The organism is Solibacillus sp. CAU 1738, from assembly GCF_039888725.1.
In the GTDB taxonomy this organism is placed as follows: domain Bacteria; phylum Bacillota; class Bacilli; order Bacillales_A; family Planococcaceae; genus Metasolibacillus.
On the sequence record NZ_JBDQQN010000004.1, the window covers coordinates 91,526 to 109,752 of the forward strand.

Sequence of the window (18,227 nt, forward strand, 5' to 3'; positions counted from 1 at the left end):
TTTTGAGCATTTCTAAATATCTTTACCCAACACTGATTGTTATGTGTAATTACTAAATAAATTCATTTGCGAATAATTATTTTCCAAAAATAAATTCAATTTAGTAGTTTGTAAAAATTATCCTTTTTAGTGCAAAACATTCTTAATATACAGCTCACTAGTTTGGCTGTACTAATAAGTATTGCGATGACTTTAGGTATTCGCTTTTTATTATTCTCTCCAATGCTTTAACGCCAGCATCATACGACCAATCGTTGAGTGTGCAACATAGCCTGAATACACATCGACTACTTGTCCACCAAAACTTTGTTTAAACTGCGCAATCATTACATCATTTGTTAAACCGCCCGTATCATATAACACATAATTATTCTCTCTTAAGTACAATAAATTTTGCCACCATAAATAGCGATTGGCATACCTTACTTGTTGCTTTATATCCTCACGCAATGTATATGGCCAAGTAGCGACATAATACGAAAGTGCACTTTGTCCATTGATAATATCAATTCTATAACATAAAATCTCGCCTTCTGTATTTGCAACTGAACTAAAAAGAACGGCCTGCTGCTGTAGAAGTAATTGTAATGTTTTTTTATTAAATATAGAAATGCCAATAGTGTTTTTCATTTTGGCAAATGCTCCATAAAAATCATAGAAACCGTTTAATTGATCGATGGTTGGCATCGTCGTCTGTGTCACGACATAGCCCTCTTTTTCAGCACGCCGTAGCATTTTCTTTGTGCGACTGGGCAATGATTCATGTAGATCTTCACTGAGCTTTATATGAACGGTTTGCTGTCTACTTAGCTTGCGGCTTGGTTTTAACGCATGCGTATAACGTGTCAATGTTGCTTTATGTCTCGTTGGTTTTATAGCTTTTTGGAAAAATTGCTGCTCGATTGTAAAGAACGTGTTTGCTCGTCTAATTTGCATTGGTCCACCCCTCTCACTCTTCGAAACTCCCATTTAAGAAACTTCATATAAAAGATTTGTTCTATGCAAAAGAACTTTTCATTTAGCAACTTTTTTGCACGCCTCTTTTTCAAGAGTGGATTAATAGCGAGGATTTTCTTATATTGTTGTTCATAAAAATAGTGACAAATTGTAGCTAGCTCCGTTTCCTCGAATTGCGAAAGAAACGCCGTTTTTGAAGGTATTGGCTCTAGTAAAGCAATTTCATCATAGCGCAGCACTTTATCGTGATATATAAATACCGTGTTTTTATTCAAGCTTTCTTCCTTAAAAAAACGATAGCCTTTATACATAAGCGAAACGTTCATTTTATCCCATGGAACTTCTTTCAGCTTCTGTTCGATATACGTTTGTTTCCTTGTTATATCATCTTGAACTAACTGTTTTTCATATATGTTAACCCACTCTACAGTAAATAATTGCTTCCAAAATGAAAATAACTCTTTTATATTTACAGAGCGTAATGAATAGCTTAATGTATCTAACACTTTTCTTTTCAACCGCACAAACCAGCGTTGCTTGTTCAATAAACTCACTAAAAAGCTTCGTGTACTAATTGCTAAAGCAACCGTTCCTGCCTTTAGTGATTTCGTACTGCTAATATAGCTTAGAACGAAATCATTAACAGTGTGCCAATCATATTTATAACTTTCATAGCCAATACTTAAATCAAATAAAGAAAAGCCTTCCTTACTAATGGCTTGAATAAGCAACTGATCAGTAATTCTCCCTGGGCCAAACATATCAAATGCCGGATCATGACCGAGCGTGTAACCAATATAGCGATCTCGGCAACTAACACCTAATGCAAAAGCAATCCACTTCCCTTCAAACAAAAGGGCATGTACTCGAACATCGACAGCCGCTTCATTGTTCGCGATACTGTGAAATAATTGCTGCACATTAAATTCAGCAAAACGATTCTTACTGTGTTTTTTCTTCCAACGCTTTTTAAAAATTGACACCATATTATAAAAATCTGAGCTTTCTACTTCAACAAACTGCCATTGCCCTAGTTTTGTTAATCGCTTTGTCCGACGATTTACACCGTGCATATTGCGCCTTTTATATAGTAAATTTTCTGCCTCTAACTTTTGTAATTGAATAACTGGGGATACTGTACGAAACAGGCGATACGTAGTGCAATGTTCAATAAAATACGCTTCAATATGTGCAGTTGTATCGCTACTTTCGAGTAAACCATTGAAGCGAAATACAGCATGTGGATAGCGTTTTTCTAATGTCTGAAGCAAATAAAATATGGCATTTTTTTTATCTATTTTTCTTGCAATGACATCCATATAATTAGCTTCTGGAAAAGTCGCATAAGAAAATATATTTACGCCAAGCATTTTCTTCTTTTCAAGTGGAATAAAGGCAATTGGCTTACCATCTTGTTGTATAACATAAATCCGTATTTGTTCATTTTCTGCTATATGCTGCCACCAATAATAAATCCATTCAAACTCAATAAATGGATTATTATTTTGTTCGTCTTGTAAAATTTTTGTCCAGCTTCGTCTGTAAGCATTTAATTCATCAACAGTCGTCACAACACTATACGTTAACATGTACACTCACCCTTACTTGGACAGCTCCACATCTATTATCCATATACGAAATCATCTGAACTATTTTCATTTTTAGTCACGTCCTCTACATGCACCGTACATAGTGCCAGTAGTAACTAAACATGTCGTATGCAAGTTTACTAGATGTTCGTCAATGCTTACTATTACGAATGCATTATAATATTAATCCATTACGCCTAACTTAATGAATTTTCAAATCTATAGTTTTCTATATGACTGGCTATACTTAGAAATGCATAATAGTGAAACTTTTACTGCTTAAAAAAAGTATAATAAAGATAAATAGATTTTTTTATGGAGGTAATTTTATGGGACTATTACAAGTAGGAATCGGTGCAGCACAAGGAGTTTTAGCAGATCAATGGCGTGAATATTTTTACTGCGAGTCAATGTCAGCCAATGTATTAATGACAAAAGGGGAACAGAGAAAGGCGAAACGAAGCTTTAATTTTAAAGGCAGTGATAACATCATTAGCAACGGCTCCATTATTGCAATCAATGAAGGGCAAGCGATGATTATTGTCGATCAAGGACAAATTGTTGAATTTTGTGCAGAGGCCGGCGAGTTTGTGTATGACACATCAACTGAACCGAGTATTTTTTACGGCGACTTAAACGAAAATATTAAAGCATCTTTTGAATCATTCGGAAAACGTGTGGCTTTTGGTGGGGCAGCTCCAAAAGATCAACGCATTTACTATTTCAATAAGAAAGAAATTCCAGGCAATAAATACGGCACTCCAATGCCAATCCCGTTCCGTGTCATTGATACTAACATCGGGCTAGATATCGATATTTCAATTCGCTGTCACGGGGAGTATTCATATAAAATTATCGATCCAATTTTGTTCTACACAAATGTAGCAGGGAATGTGCAAGCAGAATTCCAGCGCGACCAAATCGAGAGTCAGCTGCGTTCGGAATTATTAACTGCTTTGCAACCCGCTTTTGCAAAAATCTCATCGTTAGGTATTCGGTATAGCGCATTGCCAGGTCATACGTTAGAGCTTGCGCAAGCGTTAAATGAAGTGCTATCCGAAAAATGGGCGAAAACACGTGGCATTCAAATAGTATCATTCGGTGTCAATACCGTAAAAGCTTCTGAGGAAGACGAAGATATGATTAAACAACTACAAAGAACTGCCGTACTTCGCAATCCGAATATGGCCGCTGCAACAATGATCGGCGCTCAAAGTGATGCAATGAAAATGGCAGCTCAAAATGACGCGGGTGCTTTCGTTGGCTTTGCCGGTATGAATATGGCAGCTCAAGCTGGTGGCGTAAACGCGCAAGATTTATTCAAAATGGGGCAGCAGCAAGCACCTCAAGCCTCACCCGAGCAACATACTAGATGGACTTGCTCTTGCGGCACAGCAAATAGCGGGAAATTCTGCACGGATTGTGGTAATCCTGAGCAAAAAAGTGGCTGGACTTGTAGCTGTGGTACACAAAATGAAGGCAAGTTTTGTATGGAATGTGGATCACCTAAAAAAACAAGTTTTAAATGTGATAAATGCGGATGGCAACCTGAAGGCATAGTACCAAAATTCTGTCCTGAATGCGGTGATGTGTTTGATGAAAACGACCATGCATAAGGAGTTTACAATATGAATATCGAAGAAAAGGTATTACAACAAGTAGATGAATACGATGCTAAATGTCCTTCTTGCGGGGCTTCGATAAAGTTTAATCCTGCAAATGGTATGCTAACGTGCCCTTATTGTAGCTATGAGGAACAAATTCCACAGCCAGAGCTACATACCGATGCAGTAGCACATGAATTAAATTTCGAGGATGCACTAAAACGTAATAGCTTTCAATGGGGTTCAGAAAAAAAGACGGTAATTTGTAACGCATGTGCAGCTGAATCAATATATGATGCACTTGAAGTGGCAAATGTTTGCCCGTACTGTGGTTCGAATCACGTAATGGAAAGCGCTTCTGAAGATTCACTTGCTCCAAATGGGGTATGCCCTTTTGAAGTAACAAAAACAGAGGCCGACGCTAATTTCCAAAAATGGATAAAAGGCAAGTGGTTTGCACCGAATGAAGCAAAACGCTCTGCAAAGGCAGATTCTTTTTCCGGCATTTACTTACCATATTGGACATTTGATACAAAAACCGCTTCTCAATACACAGCTCGCTATGGTAAACACCGTATTGTTCGTGATAAAGATGGCAACGAAAGAACTGTGACCGATTGGTATAGGACAAGTGGGTTTTATCAGGAATTTATCGACGACCATTTAGTACGAGCAACGACCCGTTACGATGATAATATTTTGCGCTCAATAGAACCGTTTTCTACAAATAATCCGCGCGCATTTAATCAAGATTATTTAACAGGCTACATTGCGGAGCGCTATAGTATTGGTTTAGAAGATGGTTGGAAGCAAGCACAAAGAGAGATTCATAACTATATTCATAGTTGTATCGAATTACAAGTACGTCGTCGTCACGGTGCAGATGTCGTGAACAATATTAATTTCTCTACTGTTCATAGTAATATTACGTATAAATATTTAATGTTACCGTTATGGCTTTCTTCATTCCGCTTCAAGAAAAAAACATATCAGTTTATGGTTAACGGGCAAACGGGTAAAGTCGGTGGACAATCTCCCATTTCTGCGATCAAAGTAACTGTTGCTGTATTGATCGTGCTGGCAGTAATTGCCGTTCTCTACTTTTACAATGAAGGGTATATTTTTTAACTAAAACATACTAAAGCCTGCTACTATAAAAAATAGTTAAAATTTGATTGGGATGTAGGAAGCTATTGTGATAACAAAGGTAAAAAATATTAATTTCAGAAACGTGACTTGACCTTTAGATGTTATCATACTATAATTTCGATTATTATTCTAAATATCGAATGAGCAATGACAAGAACATATTAAGCCAGATCTCCCTGTTGGCAGAGAATCAGTGGTTGGTGGAAACTGATACAAAGATCTGTGTGAATTTCATTCTTCGAGCTTTTTTTATACTGCATATTCGAACATGTTGTATAAAAACGGTTTAAACCGTTATTTTACCAAGTGGGAGACATGGTTTGTTTCCAATTAGGGTGGTACCGCGTGAACAGCCACGTCCCTATCGTTACAGATAGAGACGTGGCTTTTTGTCTTTTGCTTTGTTTTACAGAATTTAGGACGTAATAAAAATAGATTGGATTGATTAGCATTCAAACATCACAGCAATGGTCATCGAAGATTGGTTTTATATTATCTGCTGCTGGATCAGCTATAGGCGTAGGCGCAATTTGGAAGCTTCCCTATGTAACTGGTGTCAGTGGTGGCGGGGCATTCTTCCTGCTATTTATTTTATTCTCATTATTTATTGGTTTCCCGCTGTTACTAGCAGAGTTTATCATTGGGAGAAGTACTCAAAAGGAAGCAGTTAGTGCTTACCGTAGTTTAGCACCAAATACAAACTGGCATTGGATCGGAAAATTAGGGGTATTTACCTGCTTCCTATTATTATCCTTCTATAGCGTAATTGGTGGATGGATCGTCATTTATTTTTCCAAAGGCTTGTTTGGCGGGATCATTAGCGAAGGCGCAGATTATAGCTCGGTCTTTGAAGCAACAATTGGAAATCCGACCTTGGTTATTGGCGCGCAATTTGTATTTTTAGCTTTTACAGTTCTAGTTGTAGCAAAAGGAATTCAAAATGGCATTGAAAAAGCAAGTAAAATATTGATGCCTGCATTATTTATCCTATTCTTTGTTCTAATTATTCGCTCACTGACACTCGATAACGCAATGGAAGGTGTGAAATTCTTCCTAGCACCTGATTTCTCAAGCCTCACATCACAAAGTATTTTGTTTGCGATGGGACAAGCTTTCTTCTCTTTAAGTATCGGTGTATCAGTAATGGTAACGTATAGTTCATATCTTTCGAAAAAAGAGAGCTTAATTCAGCCAGCAATTTCGATTGTTTCCATGAATTTATTCATTGCTTTACTAGCAGGATTAGCCATTTTCCCAGCTGTCTTTTCATTAGGTTTAGAACCAGATGAAGGTCCTGGTTTACTGTTTGTTGTATTGCCTGCTGTATTTGATCAAATTATTTTTGGTGAAGCTTTCTTATTAGGATTTTTAGCGTTATTCTTATTTGCTACATTAACTTCTGCTTTTTCGATGTTAGAGATTATTGTAGCTTCTCTTGTAAAAGGAAAAGAAGAACAGCGTACAAAATATGCCTATATGGTTGGTGTGTTAATTTTCGCAGTAGGTGTTCCTTCTGCATTATCGTATAGTGTGTTTTCGGATATTTTGATCTTCTCGAAGAATATTTTTGACTCGGCCGATTATTTAGTTAGTAATATTTTAATGCCACTTGGTGTTTTCTTAATCTCAATTTTCGTACCACTGAAGATTAAGAAGAGCACTTTGCGAGAGGAACTATTACAGCATTCTCGTCTAGGAGCTACCGCCTTTAATATTTGGTTCTTCATTATGAAGTATATAATTCCGCTAGTTATTATCATCGTATTTCTTGATATTACAGGCATACTTGATAAAATTATTGGACTTTTTTAGGATGCAAACACACGTTATTTAAGTGCATAAAAAGTTATGAAATTTATGAAAGGGGGCGTCTGAAAAGTAATTTTGAGACGTCCCCTTTACGACGAGGATGGTGGCATTTTGATGCGACCACCGCAGGAGCAATATTTCTTTCCTTGATAATTATCAAGGAAGGAGCGAAAAGGGTGTCCAGAAAGTTTTTACTTTCTGGACACCCTTTCTTTATTTCCTCTTCATATCCCGTATTGCTTGAATCGATAAGCGCACGAGCAATATCGCACATAAAAACAATCCTAAATAAGCAACCGTATTTAAGTAAATAGCATACACATTGTCCATAATCTGTGAAATAGCTAGTAATGCAACCGAAATTACACCAAATGTAATGCCGACAAAGAGAAGGATAAATCTTGAAAATAACTGCGTAATAAACACTGTATTTTGCGTATCAGAAAAAATATCATGATGCAAAATAATTTTACCACTCTCTACTTTTTTTAATAATTGATTCATACGGCGAGGCATTTTGCTGAGCGTTGGTAAAATGAGTGCTAACTGTTCCTCTAAACGTTCCATTACAGCTCCCGGATCTTTCAGAGGTCGCTTCATACTCGATTTCACATAGCTACTTGAAAATTGCCTTGCTTCTTGGAAAATATCAAATTGTGGATAGATTATACTTAGTGTGCCGTCTAGTGTCACGATAGCCCGAAGCGCCATGCTAACAGACGGATAGAAGTGTAGTCCAAACTCACGTACAATAGAGAAAATAGAGTAGACAAGCTCGTCTGTTTGAACACGCTCCACATAAGAAATTTTCAAAAGCGCTTGGCTAATGGCCTGTTCAATTTCATCACTTTCTACTTCAGCTGCGTTATCTACAAGCTTAGTAATACCTTCATATACGACGCTTGCATCATTTAAGGAAATCCCTATTATAAATAACTTCAAGCCTTCCTGCTGCTTCGTTGCTAATCGACCAACTGCTCCAAAATCGAGCAATGTCATCGCACCTGTACGGCTATCGATATATACATTGCCTGGATGTGGATCTGCATGGAATATTCCCGAAACGAGCGCCTGCTCTAAAAATGATGACAACAGCGTTTGTGCAAATGCATGGCGATCTATATTAAACTGTTCAAATATATCGTCTGCAATTGTAACGGAACTACCATTAATAAACTCTGTTACAAGAATATTAGCATTACTATACTTTGTATATACTCGTGGAATTTTCACTTTACTATTAGTACCGCGTAACACATTCGTTACTTGCATCGTATTACGTGCTTCAATATTGAAATCAATTTCTTCAATTAATCCTGAAGCAAAACCAATTGCTAAATCACGAAAACCTAGATTTTCAGCCCAAACAGATTTATTAGATACCCAATTCGCAAATTCTACTAAAATACTTAGATCATCGCGCATTATTTCTTTTACATCAGGGCGCAACACTTTTACAGCTACTTGCTCATTAGTACCTCGCAGCACTGCTTTATGTACTTGCCCTATAGACGCAGCTGCCAGTGGCTTTTCGCTAAAATAAGAAAATATTTCATCAACTGGTTGCTGTAAATTTTTCTTGAGCACTTCATTTACTTGCTCATTCGTTAATGGTCGAACATTGCGCTGAAGCTTTTCTAGCTCCTCAATAAATATTGGTGAAAATAATTCTTTGCGTGTCGAAAGTACTTGCCCAAATTTAATAAAAATACCTCCGCATTGCTCGAGAGTATCTCGCAGTGCAATCGCTAACTCGCGGTCATTATCACGATTGCGTGAATATTTCATCGTACGTGTAATGCCATTTGAAACAGCGACTTGCAAAACATGGCGCAGGCGTTTTTGTCTCCGCCATTGATTAATAATTCGCTTGAACAATGATTTTTTCCCTGTTACTCGCTCACCATTTTCATCAAGCTCAATCGGATCAAATAATTCAAACAGTAAGTAAAACAGCATAGAAATAAGTAACATACTGCCTACCCAAAGTAATGTTGCTACGTTCATAACGCTTTCGACAACATCGCCATTCAAATAGTCTGTATCGCGTAAATACGTATACCAAAAGACAAACGTTGTGAGGGATATGCTCATTATGACTGACAAAATCCGCCTTAGTAAAATTACATTTGAACCGATTAATCGCCCACTTACAAAAAAGATTAAGATGGAAAACACAATGATTTGTATTACAAAATGCATCCAGCTCATCGAATTCCCCCTAAATTATTGTTAATTGTAATTGAATATCCACATTCCCCTTTAACGCCTTGCTAATCATACATGTCGATTCCGCTTTTATCGCAAGTTTTTCTGCCAATACCCTATTTTTATCCGTATCATTTTCTAGTACTATCGTTAAGTTATGGATTATTTGTTCATAAGTAAAGACGCCATTTGTCACATCAACTATTCCTTCTGATTGTAGTGCAAGTGAAGCATCAATGTTCGTGCGCTCAAGCATCGCCGCTAGCGAAATAATGTAGCATGTTGCTGCTGCACCAAGTAGCATCTCGTCTGGATTAGTGCCAATTCCCGGTCCGTCCATTTCAGGTGGAATAGATATTTTTGTCGATAATCGGTCTGCTCGCAAGTCACCAACTGCATTGCGCCCTCCATCCCATTTTGTATGCAAAGTAAAATTATGTTGCATTATTTACATCCCTTTCTGTAGGCAGTTCAATTATACATACTATACCATGTGGGAAGTGGTCGATTTAATGAAAACTGTTCATGTTATGAGATTCTAAGAACAAAAAAATAACTCAGGGAATATTAACCTAAGCTACTTTATTTTGCGTATCCTTGTAGAAACACCATTTTCACTTGCAATGTGAATAAGCATCTCATTACTACCTTTTGTTAACACAATACCATTCAACTGGCCACCTTCAAGTATAACTCCACCGTCAATTCCTATTTTTTTATGACAAGGAGATATCCAAACATCTCCACTGCCATCCACATTTAATTTTTGTGTTTGTGTATGTCCGAACACGACCGTTTCTTTTGCTTTATGTGGGAAATGAAGAAATTCATCACGAATCCATAAAAAATCTTCTGGATTTGTTTCTGTCGCTTGTTCTACATGTGGATCAATACCAGCATGAACAAAAAAATATTCTCCCCATTGCATAAAGCGCGGTAAAGTTTTAATCCATTCTAGCAATGATGCGTATTCCACTTGAATTAAAGCCGCAATTTCTTCAATGGACTTCTGTACCCATTCCGGCTTTTGAAAGCTTTGAATCGTGCTCGCCCCTCCGACATTGACAAACATATAAGAATCGGTTTTCGGAAAATTTAACCAGTGTAAGAAGAGTTGTTCATGATTACCTATTAACGCAGTCGCCCCATTTTCTACAAGCGACTTTACTTTTTCTAACACTTGTAAGCTTTGTGGTCCTCGATCGATATAATCACCTAAAAAAATGAGATGCTCCTCTTGTGGACGCCATTTCTCCAGTAACTGTGTTAGCAAATCGAAATTCCCATGAATATCACCAATAACAAATGCCTTCTCCATTCAAGTATGCCTCCCATTCGAAAAACGGATTGTCACATGACAACCCGCTTACAACACTAATATTTCTTTTTCGGCAAATGGAAGGAAAATCCTTCTATTGCTAATCTATTTTTTGTCGGATAGTAAAAAATCAATGTTTTTTTCATTTAAACTGAATATATCACCAACAACCCCAGGGCACAGTTATTAATTTACAATGCTTCGATTTTTTCAAGTAAGCGGAAGACAAACGTATATAGCTTCTCAAATACTTGTTCAAGCGTTAAATCTTCGCTGAAATCATCCATTGCTTCAATTGCTATATTCATTTCCCAGACACCCTCTTGCCCGTTAAACGCTACGCTGCATTTCGCTTGCTCTAAATCTAAACTAGATAATAAATGTGCTTGAATGTCGGTTTTATATTTCTTTTGTAGCGCTACTGCAAACAATGCTGTATAGTTTTCAAACGCTTCGTCAAACTCAAGCGCAAAAGCATCTGTGCGAATACGGTCAAACTCCTCTGTCGCAGCATAGATAAATTCTTTTGGATGCTCTTTAAAATAACGAATCGGTGTTGCTAAAAATGAATCTTCTACTTCTGCTATAAGTTCTTCTGTTTCCTTATCACAGCGCTCTAACACTTCGAATTTGAACTTCTTTTGTTGCACAATTACTCCTTCAGGAAGTAGATTATGCTTTTCTGCATAGGCTTGTTCTACAGCAAAAAGTGATAATTCCTCCCCCTGTTCTTCTATATATGGCTGCATTAGTTGTTTTAGCATGTTAAGCGCTCCTTTAAATAATTTCTTTTGTAAGTATAGCCTAAAAGAGGCGTTTGGAATAACAAATCCTAAATCATCTTAAATAATATACATTTTCTTATTCAGACAAATAACTTAAATCCTATAGTCAAACGCATATCCCCTCCTATACTGATACACATATAAATATAGAATACGGGAGGTGTGATTTAGTTGATATTTAAAGATAAAACGGGTAAACGTTGGCTCCTAATAAAACTCTCTCTTTTAATCGTTTTGCTACTTATCTTGACAGACATAATATTATACGGACTAAATCTATACAAAATAATTGAGTTTCCATTAATAAATATTTTCCTAATAAAGATCCTTGAAGCCTTGAAAAAAATTTTTGTAGTCTATTTGACTTTCACAATTATCATAGGATTTGTGCGCATGCTTATTATTTTCTATTTTGCGATTAAACATTACAGGCGGCCCCAAATTACGCATAATCTTAATAATAACTATCCTGAATATAAACCGACAGTAACAGTTCTTGTTCCTATTTACAACGAGGCTATTGTAATTAACAAAACAATTGAGGCCATCTTACAAAGCGATTATCCAATAACAGAAATATTAGTAATTGATGACGGCTCAACAGATGCAACAACAGATATTGTGCAAAAAAACTATGGTAACAATAAGCTTGTTAAATTAATTTCAAAGAAAAATAGTGGTAAATCCAACTCATTAAATATAGGGATAAAAAATGCGATCGGAGAAATTATTGTTACGATTGATGCAGATACCGTATTTCACCGTTCAACGATTACTCATTTAGTTAGCCATTTTTCCGATCCAGACGTAGGTGCTGTTTCCGGCAACTGCAAAGTCGGTAATATTATTAACCAACTAACACTGTGGCAGCATATTGAATTTGTAACTTCTAACAATTTGGAAAAAAGAGCTTTTGATGTACTTCAATGTATAACGGTTGTTCCAGGCTCCAATAGTGCTTGGCGCAAAAGGGTTGTGCAAAATATAGGCTATTACCATTACGATATATTAGCAGAGGACGCTGAACTTACTATAAGAATTTTAAATGCTGACTATAAAGTAATGTATGAGGACCGTGCCATTTCTTACGAAGAAAGTCCTGAAACATTTAAGTCATTCATAAAACAGCGAGTTCGCTGGTCTTACGGTATTTTACAAGTAGCCTGGAAGCATAGATGGAATATTGCTCACTCATCAAATAAAACACTTAAATATTTTGCCATTCCTAGTATGCTATTTTCTTATCTATTATTTTTAACTTCGCCACTTATCGATGTTATTTTTATCGCATCATTAATAGAAGGAACAAAGTCTATCTATTTATTTGCCCTATTATTTTATGTAACGGACTTTTTAAATTCCTTTGTAGCCTTCAAACTAGGGAAAGAAAACATGAAACCACTACTATGGATATTTATCCAAAGACAAGTATATCGTTACTTATTAGCGTACGTAACATGGAAAGCAGTTCTTATGGCTCTAAAAGGAGTCCATGTAGGTTGGAATAAGTTAAATCGTTCAGGAAATAACGTGCATAAAATATGAAAGGTAGATCCTTATGAAAATAGCAATTCATCAGCCGAATTATTTACCTTGGATTGGTTTTTTCGACAAACTTGATCAAGTCGATAAATTTGTCATATTAGATAAAGCAGTTCATTCGAAAAGCGGTTATATTAATCGCTCAAAAATTAAATCACCACAAGGTAGCCTGATGCTTACTGTCCCATTAAAAAATAAAGAAATACCTATTAACGAATTACAGATTGCTAATAATTCTAATTGGCAAGTAAATCATTGGAAAGCGATAGAAGCGAATTACAAGAAAAATATATACTGGAATGCCTACAGAGAAGGGTTTGAACAGCTATATACTATCAAATGGGATACTATTGCAGAATTAAATATTGCACTTATTAAACATATAATGACGCAACTTCATATCACAACTGAACTATTTATAGAATCAGAATTCCACTTAGATTTCGGCAGGAGCAATGATCGAAATGCCAATATTACGATTCACTTAGAAGGCGATATTTATGTATCTGGAAGCGGTGCTCGTGCTTATAATGATGAAACTATTTTTCAAAAAAATAATATTCAACTAGTCTATCAAAATTTTCAGCACCCTGAATATCCGCAACGTTGGGGACAGTTTCAACCAAACCTTTCCATTATTGATATGCTTTTTAATTGCGGGCCAGAAACGATGGATATTATTCGAAAACACAGAGTCTAAATCGCTATTAAGTTTTTATAAAGCGAAAATGGCGTAGACTCTTGCGGGGAAACAAGTCACTCAACACCCCTCCGAGGCTTGGACTTGCCGGCGAAAAGTGAAGCCATTTTCGCCAATATTAACAGTAGAAATTAACAGAGTCTAAAAAAATGAATAAGGGAGGTGAGTTCATGATTACATCTGGAGTCGAAAGAATTTTAATTATTGCACCTCATGCAGATGATGAGGTACTTGGGTGTGGAGGATTAATTGAAAAAGCATGTAGACATAAAAATGAAGTTAAAGTAGTCGTTATAGCAGTCGGAGATATAACTCACCCACATAGTTCTGAAAAAGTCCTCGCTGCTACGCGAATCGAAGAGCTAAAAAATGCTTTAGCAGTTCTCGGCTGTAACGATTTTGAAGTTATGTACAATGATAAAGACTCTCTTCTCGATACTATTCCTAAAAACGAGATTATTTCGAAACTCGATAATATTGTAAATAATTATTCGCCTACAATGGTGTTTATTCCACTTCCTAGCTATCACCAAGATCATGTCGTACTATTTGAAGCTTGTTTTGCCGCACTTAGACCACGGCCAACTCAAAGTATAAAACTCATTGCAATGTATGAATATCCACTCATTTCCTGGTATTATCAAAAGTTTTGGAACACTGGCGAACTATATTTAGATTTATCAAATACAGTTCATAAGAAAGTGGAAGCATTTTTACAGCATAAATCTCAGCGGCGCCCACCTAACCATCTTATATCTCCAGAAAGCGTTTTAAAATGGGCGGAAATGCGAGGCCTCGAAATCGGATTACCCTATGCAGAGAAGTACTATATTTTACGCTCCCATGTTTTATAACGTCTAAAATAGAGGAGGTGATTTTGCATTTATAGCAAGATAATTAATAATTTGCTCGGCTTCAATTATATACCGCATAATCGCCCCACTCTAGGACGTGAAGAAAAAAAGGCGGCTATTCAAGTACTTCAGTCTAGTTGGCTTGCACAAGGTAAAGAAGTTGAGCATTTTGAAAATGACTTTTGTGATTTTTTAGGCTTGCCTCAAGGTTCAGCTATAGCCGTCTCAAGTGGAACTGCAGCATTGTATTTAGCTCTCATTGCACTCGATGCACAAGACAAAAATATCGCTTCACCGGTCTATTCATGCACTGCTTTACGAAATGCAACTGCTTTAGCTGGGGGCAATTTATTGTTAACGGATAGTCACATTCATTCACCGAACATGAATATTCATGCAATTGACAGCACAGCACATATTGCGATTATTCCACATATGTATGGACTACCACAGGATTTTTCAACACTTAACCGGAAAATTAGTATTATTGAAGACTGCGCACAATCATTAGGGGCTACAGTCAATCAAGTTCCAGTTGGATTACAAGGAGACATTGGGATCTATTCATTTTATGCGACGAAGCTAATCACATCTGGCGGACAAGGCGGCATGATTGTTTCTAAAAATCCTACAATTATCGAAAAGTTAAAGGACTATCGTTTATATGACCGAAGATTTGACGATCTATTGCGCTTTAATTTTCAAATGACTGACTTACAAGCTGCTATTGGTCGCGCTCAACTAAAGCAATTCCCAAAATTCCAAAATAGAAGATCCGATATTTTTCAACAATACAAAGAAGCAAATTTCCCACTACTAGATGCTACTTCTGACATGTCGCCTGTTCGTTTTCGAGCTATTTTGCAAACAACAAAACAATTTGAAATACTCACTGCATTAAGTCAGAATAATATTTCTGCTGTCGTACCACTTCAAGAAATTGAACTACTCGGACCAAAAGAGCACTATCCAAATGCCTATTCTTGGACACAAAACACGGTTTCCTTGCCAATTTATCCATCTTTAAAAGATAAGGAAGTACAGCGAATTATTCGTATTGTAAAAAGCATATTGTCATAGAGTAACACTTAGTATTCTGTAATAATTTCCCGAATTGTAAAAACCCTCGATGTACAAAAATCGAGGGTTTTTCTAATAGAATACTATTTTAATAAATCCTAGTCGTTTCGTGTACTAGGCAATCACGCTAAGCGCACAAACGCTACGAGTTTCTTGTTGTAGAAAGTGAGCTTGAAGAGGCTTTTCTTAGTAAATCTCATGCGAATCGTTCGATCAAAACCAATTTTATACGTCTGAAAAGCCTCGAGATAGATAACTTACTAAATTAGATAAATAAACTATACTTCACACGTAAACACAATAACAAAAATCCTTTCTGCAACCTCACATATGCTCTACTCACATACTAAAACTTGCCTTTCAAAAGTTCCCTTCTTTACGACACAGCGATCAATTATAGTAAAGCCCACTTCATTCACAAAATCATCCATTGTTTCAATCGTTACTAGCACGACCTTTGTGGCAATTCTACGTGCAGCTTTAATAATAGCAAACTGCGAATCCGTAGAAATATGTGTAAATAGATTGTAGGGCATATCAATAATCGCTACATCATAGCTGTCCGTATTTTGTGTAATATCACCTTTTTGAACATCCCCGTGCAAGCCAAAGTGAGCTATATTTGTACGTGCCCCTTTTACTACTAGCGGGTTAATATCTCGGCCGACAATATTCATATTCATAGACAGCGCCTCTACTAACACAGTACCAATTCCGCAACATGGATCGATTGCCTTTACACTCGCTGGATCCGGAATTGCAATATTGGCTATTGCTCGTGCTACTCGTGTACTTAGAGCTGTCGAATACATTTCTGGCTTTTGCTGATGCTTTAGCCAAACTGCCTCGCCCTCTACATAATACCCAAAATACCAGCGTTCTTTGTGCCACACAATGCCAAATGCAATTTCAGGATTATATAAATCTGGTTCTGCCTGAATATTTAATCCAATTTCCCGCTCTACTTGCTGGCGTGCATGTTGTTGAATTTTTTCAATATCCCCTATAGCAAATTTATTTAAGCAAAACACTTTAAATGTCGCTCCATCTAAATCTAGGCTTCTGGCAAAGTGAGCAATTTCGGAAATTTCATTTGCTTCATACAGCACATCTAGGCGACTCCGTATAAACGGACTTCTACTAGGCTCAATTTTACGCGGGGATTGTAGTATATTCGATGCCACATCAAAACTAAACAATGCCCTCATCTCTAATTTACAAAGCTCTTCTTCGTCATTTTGCCACGCATAAGTATATAAATATGAAGAAACTTGCTGTTTTAACATAGCGTTCCCTCAAATTCCATTATGTTCTGTTTTACATTTAATAATGTACGATTAGACCGTTTCAATATTAGTAATTCCGTCACCTTGTTTAACATCTTTTTCAGCTCCAATAAATTAATCATAACTACTAGTATAGCTTAGATTGCGAGACAGGTTAAATAATTGCTGTAGTTCTCTGCCGTAGAGAGTATTTACTAACTCGGATTGTGGGTTTACTTGCGGGCGTGCGGATAGACTTGGGTTGCGTTCGCTTTCTCGTTGACTGTGCGCTTTTCGGTCCCTTGCGTGCGGTTTGCTCGCCATTGCGTGCGCTTTCGGATCCCTTGCGTGCGGATAGACTCCCGTTGCGTTCGCTTTCCCGTTGACTGTGCGCTTTTCGGTCCCTTGCGTGCGGATAGACTCCCGTTGCGTTCGCTTTCTGACCACTTGCGTAAGAGTTTTCCATAACAAAAAAATCACCCTGTTTTTTCCGACAGGGTGATGATCGATTATAGAACAAAATGCTTTCCATAAATATTAACAAAAAGTGTATGTGCAATTTATGGATGCACATGCTTCATTTTAATTTAATACTTTTATCTTTACTGTTTTTACTCCCCATGCCATCGCATTATCATGAGATGGAATAAATACATCGATTTTATTTCCTTTAATAGCTCCACCTGTATCACCAGCAATCGCTTCTCCATATCCTTCTACCCAAACTCTTGTGCCGAGTGGAATAACCCTTGGATCAACTGCGATCACTTTCTGGTTTGGATTGGCTCGCAAATCAATGCCGTAAGCGGTCGTTCCGGAACATCCTGTACAATAAGCTGTATATGCTGTTGCTGTCACGACCATTTCTATAGATTCTTCATCAGATGGGGCTGGCTCAATTTCCTCGGTCGATTCAACTATAGCAGGTGGACTATAAATAGTAGATGCGACTATTTTCTGCTGCTTATCTGACTCAATTTCTTGAATAGTAGTTCCTATTGATTCTTCACCATCTACCTTTAATTCATCTCCGGGGTAGATCAAATGGCTCGTCAAATTATTCATGCTCATCAGTGATTCAAGTGAAACATTGTGCTCTAGTGCAATGCGAAACAAATTATCCCCCTCACTCACGGTGTAAAACTTTTCTTCAATTTGTTCATTTAAAACGACTGTCGAATCTAAAGCATCCCACGCATGTATGTCCATTTTTCCATCCATATCGTTAACAGTAGAATATACATCATTTATGGAGACAGGAAAAATTGTAGTTGCATAGGATACCGAATTCGTTGAAAAAACAATAAAGGCAATAACAAAAAACGCCCTAATTTTCAACATAATACTCCTCCTTTGTAATAATCTGT

Annotated in this window: 15 protein-coding genes and 1 other annotated feature; of the genes, 7 read left to right on the forward strand and 8 right to left on the reverse strand. The window is 36.9% G+C overall.

Annotated elements, in window-relative coordinates; translation table 11 throughout:
* Positions 1-210: 210 nt before the first annotated feature.
* Together AAFN87_RS13220 and AAFN87_RS13225 are read right to left on the reverse strand one after the other, a co-directional pair.
* Positions 211-936, reverse strand: coding sequence for a hypothetical protein (locus AAFN87_RS13220; protein WP_347791553.1), 726 nt, complete (start codon positions 934-936; stop codon positions 211-213).
* Entirely contained in the window at positions 873-2,546 is a 1,674-nt protein-coding gene (locus AAFN87_RS13225) for a GNAT family N-acetyltransferase (protein WP_347791554.1), read from the reverse strand. Before AAFN87_RS13225 ends, AAFN87_RS13220 begins: the two co-directional genes overlap by 64 nt.
* A gap of 329 nt (positions 2,547-2,875) precedes the next feature.
* Between AAFN87_RS13225 and AAFN87_RS13230 the strand changes: the two genes are divergently transcribed.
* The 3 genes from AAFN87_RS13230 (at position 2,876) to AAFN87_RS13240 (ending at position 7,111) form a co-directional block, all read left to right on the forward strand.
* Entirely contained in the window at positions 2,876-4,162 is a 1,287-nt protein-coding gene (locus tag AAFN87_RS13230) for an SPFH domain-containing protein (protein WP_347791555.1), read from the forward strand.
* Between the two features lie 12 nt (positions 4,163-4,174).
* Positions 4,175-5,278, forward strand: coding sequence for a TFIIB-type zinc ribbon-containing protein (locus tag AAFN87_RS13235; protein ID WP_347791556.1), 1,104 nt, complete (start codon positions 4,175-4,177; stop codon positions 5,276-5,278).
* A 159-nt stretch (positions 5,279-5,437) separates the two neighbouring features.
* Positions 5,438-5,665, forward strand: a binding site (T-box leader).
* 84 nt (positions 5,666-5,749) lie between these two features.
* Positions 5,750-7,111: a sodium-dependent transporter gene (locus AAFN87_RS13240; protein WP_347791766.1), complete on the forward strand. Its 1,362-nt coding sequence runs from the start codon at positions 5,750-5,752 to the stop codon at positions 7,109-7,111.
* 210 nt (positions 7,112-7,321) lie between these two features.
* Here the strand turns inward: AAFN87_RS13240 and AAFN87_RS13245 are convergent, their stop codons facing one another.
* The 4 genes from AAFN87_RS13245 to AAFN87_RS13260 form a co-directional block, all read right to left on the reverse strand.
* Positions 7,322-9,319 carry an ABC1 kinase family protein gene (locus AAFN87_RS13245; protein ID WP_347791557.1) on the reverse strand — a complete coding sequence of 666 codons (1,998 nt, stop codon included), beginning with the start codon at positions 9,317-9,319 and terminating at the stop codon, positions 7,322-7,324.
* Positions 9,320-9,329: 10 nt separating this feature from the next.
* Positions 9,330-9,764, reverse strand: coding sequence for an OsmC family protein (locus AAFN87_RS13250; protein ID WP_347791767.1), 435 nt, complete (start codon positions 9,762-9,764; stop codon positions 9,330-9,332).
* Positions 9,765-9,893: 129 nt separating this feature from the next.
* Positions 9,894-10,634, reverse strand: coding sequence for a metallophosphoesterase family protein (locus AAFN87_RS13255; protein WP_347791558.1), 741 nt, complete (start codon positions 10,632-10,634; stop codon positions 9,894-9,896).
* A gap of 191 nt (positions 10,635-10,825) precedes the next feature.
* Positions 10,826-11,398, reverse strand: a complete 573-nt coding sequence (locus AAFN87_RS13260) for a protoporphyrinogen oxidase (RefSeq protein ID WP_347791559.1) — start codon at positions 11,396-11,398, stop codon at positions 10,826-10,828.
* Positions 11,399-11,812: 414 nt separating this feature from the next.
* Between AAFN87_RS13260 and AAFN87_RS13265 the strand changes: the two genes are divergently transcribed.
* The 4 genes from AAFN87_RS13265 to AAFN87_RS13280 all read left to right on the forward strand — a co-directional run bounded on the left by AAFN87_RS13265 (position 11,813) and on the right by AAFN87_RS13280 (position 15,595).
* The gene (locus AAFN87_RS13265) at positions 11,813-12,964 is read left to right on the forward strand and encodes a glycosyltransferase family 2 protein (RefSeq protein WP_347791560.1); all 1,152 of its coding nucleotides are present in this window, start codon (positions 11,813-11,815) and stop codon (positions 12,962-12,964) included.
* A 13-nt stretch (positions 12,965-12,977) separates the two neighbouring features.
* Positions 12,978-13,661, forward strand: a complete 684-nt coding sequence (locus AAFN87_RS13270) for a WbqC family protein (RefSeq protein WP_347791561.1) — start codon at positions 12,978-12,980, stop codon at positions 13,659-13,661.
* 170 nt (positions 13,662-13,831) lie between these two features.
* Positions 13,832-14,515 (forward strand): PIG-L deacetylase family protein, encoded by a 684-nt coding sequence (locus AAFN87_RS13275; RefSeq protein WP_347791562.1) that lies wholly within the window; start codon positions 13,832-13,834, stop codon positions 14,513-14,515.
* A gap of 51 nt (positions 14,516-14,566) precedes the next feature.
* Positions 14,567-15,595 (forward strand): DegT/DnrJ/EryC1/StrS family aminotransferase, encoded by a 1,029-nt coding sequence (locus tag AAFN87_RS13280; protein WP_347791563.1) that lies wholly within the window; start codon positions 14,567-14,569, stop codon positions 15,593-15,595.
* A gap of 335 nt (positions 15,596-15,930) precedes the next feature.
* Here the strand turns inward: AAFN87_RS13280 and AAFN87_RS13285 are convergent, their stop codons facing one another.
* Both AAFN87_RS13285 and AAFN87_RS13290 read right to left on the reverse strand, forming a co-directional pair.
* Positions 15,931-16,881 (reverse strand): TRM11 family SAM-dependent methyltransferase, encoded by a 951-nt coding sequence (locus AAFN87_RS13285; RefSeq protein WP_347791564.1) that lies wholly within the window; start codon positions 16,879-16,881, stop codon positions 15,931-15,933.
* Positions 16,882-17,442: 561 nt separating this feature from the next.
* Positions 17,443-18,201 (reverse strand): 3D domain-containing protein, encoded by a 759-nt coding sequence (locus tag AAFN87_RS13290; protein ID WP_347791565.1) that lies wholly within the window; start codon positions 18,199-18,201, stop codon positions 17,443-17,445.
* Positions 18,202-18,227: the final 26 nt, after the last annotated feature.

Excerpts from the sequence above, each read along its gene's own strand:
- AAFN87_RS13220 (WP_347791553.1), bottom strand. The coding sequence starts at position 936 with ATGCAAATTAGACGAGCAAACACGTTCTTTACAATCGAGCAGCAATTT.
- AAFN87_RS13225 (WP_347791554.1), bottom strand. The coding sequence starts at position 2,546 with ATGTTAACGTATAGTGTTGTGACGACTGTTGATGAATTAAATGCTTAC.
- AAFN87_RS13230 (WP_347791555.1), top strand. The coding sequence starts at position 2,876 with ATGGGACTATTACAAGTAGGAATCGGTGCAGCACAAGGAGTTTTAGCA.
- AAFN87_RS13235 (WP_347791556.1), top strand. The coding sequence starts at position 4,175 with ATGAATATCGAAGAAAAGGTATTACAACAAGTAGATGAATACGATGCT.
- AAFN87_RS13245 (WP_347791557.1), bottom strand. The coding sequence starts at position 9,319 with ATGAGCTGGATGCATTTTGTAATACAAATCATTGTGTTTTCCATCTTA.
- AAFN87_RS13255 (WP_347791558.1), bottom strand. The coding sequence starts at position 10,634 with ATGGAGAAGGCATTTGTTATTGGTGATATTCATGGGAATTTCGATTTG.
- AAFN87_RS13260 (WP_347791559.1), bottom strand. The coding sequence starts at position 11,398 with ATGCTAAAACAACTAATGCAGCCATATATAGAAGAACAGGGGGAGGAA.
- AAFN87_RS13265 (WP_347791560.1), top strand. The coding sequence starts at position 11,813 with ATGCTTATTATTTTCTATTTTGCGATTAAACATTACAGGCGGCCCCAA.
- AAFN87_RS13270 (WP_347791561.1), top strand. The coding sequence starts at position 12,978 with ATGAAAATAGCAATTCATCAGCCGAATTATTTACCTTGGATTGGTTTT.
- AAFN87_RS13275 (WP_347791562.1), top strand. The coding sequence starts at position 13,832 with ATGATTACATCTGGAGTCGAAAGAATTTTAATTATTGCACCTCATGCA.
- AAFN87_RS13285 (WP_347791564.1), bottom strand. The coding sequence starts at position 16,881 with ATGTTAAAACAGCAAGTTTCTTCATATTTATATACTTATGCGTGGCAA.
- AAFN87_RS13290 (WP_347791565.1), bottom strand. The coding sequence starts at position 18,201 with ATGTTGAAAATTAGGGCGTTTTTTGTTATTGCCTTTATTGTTTTTTCA.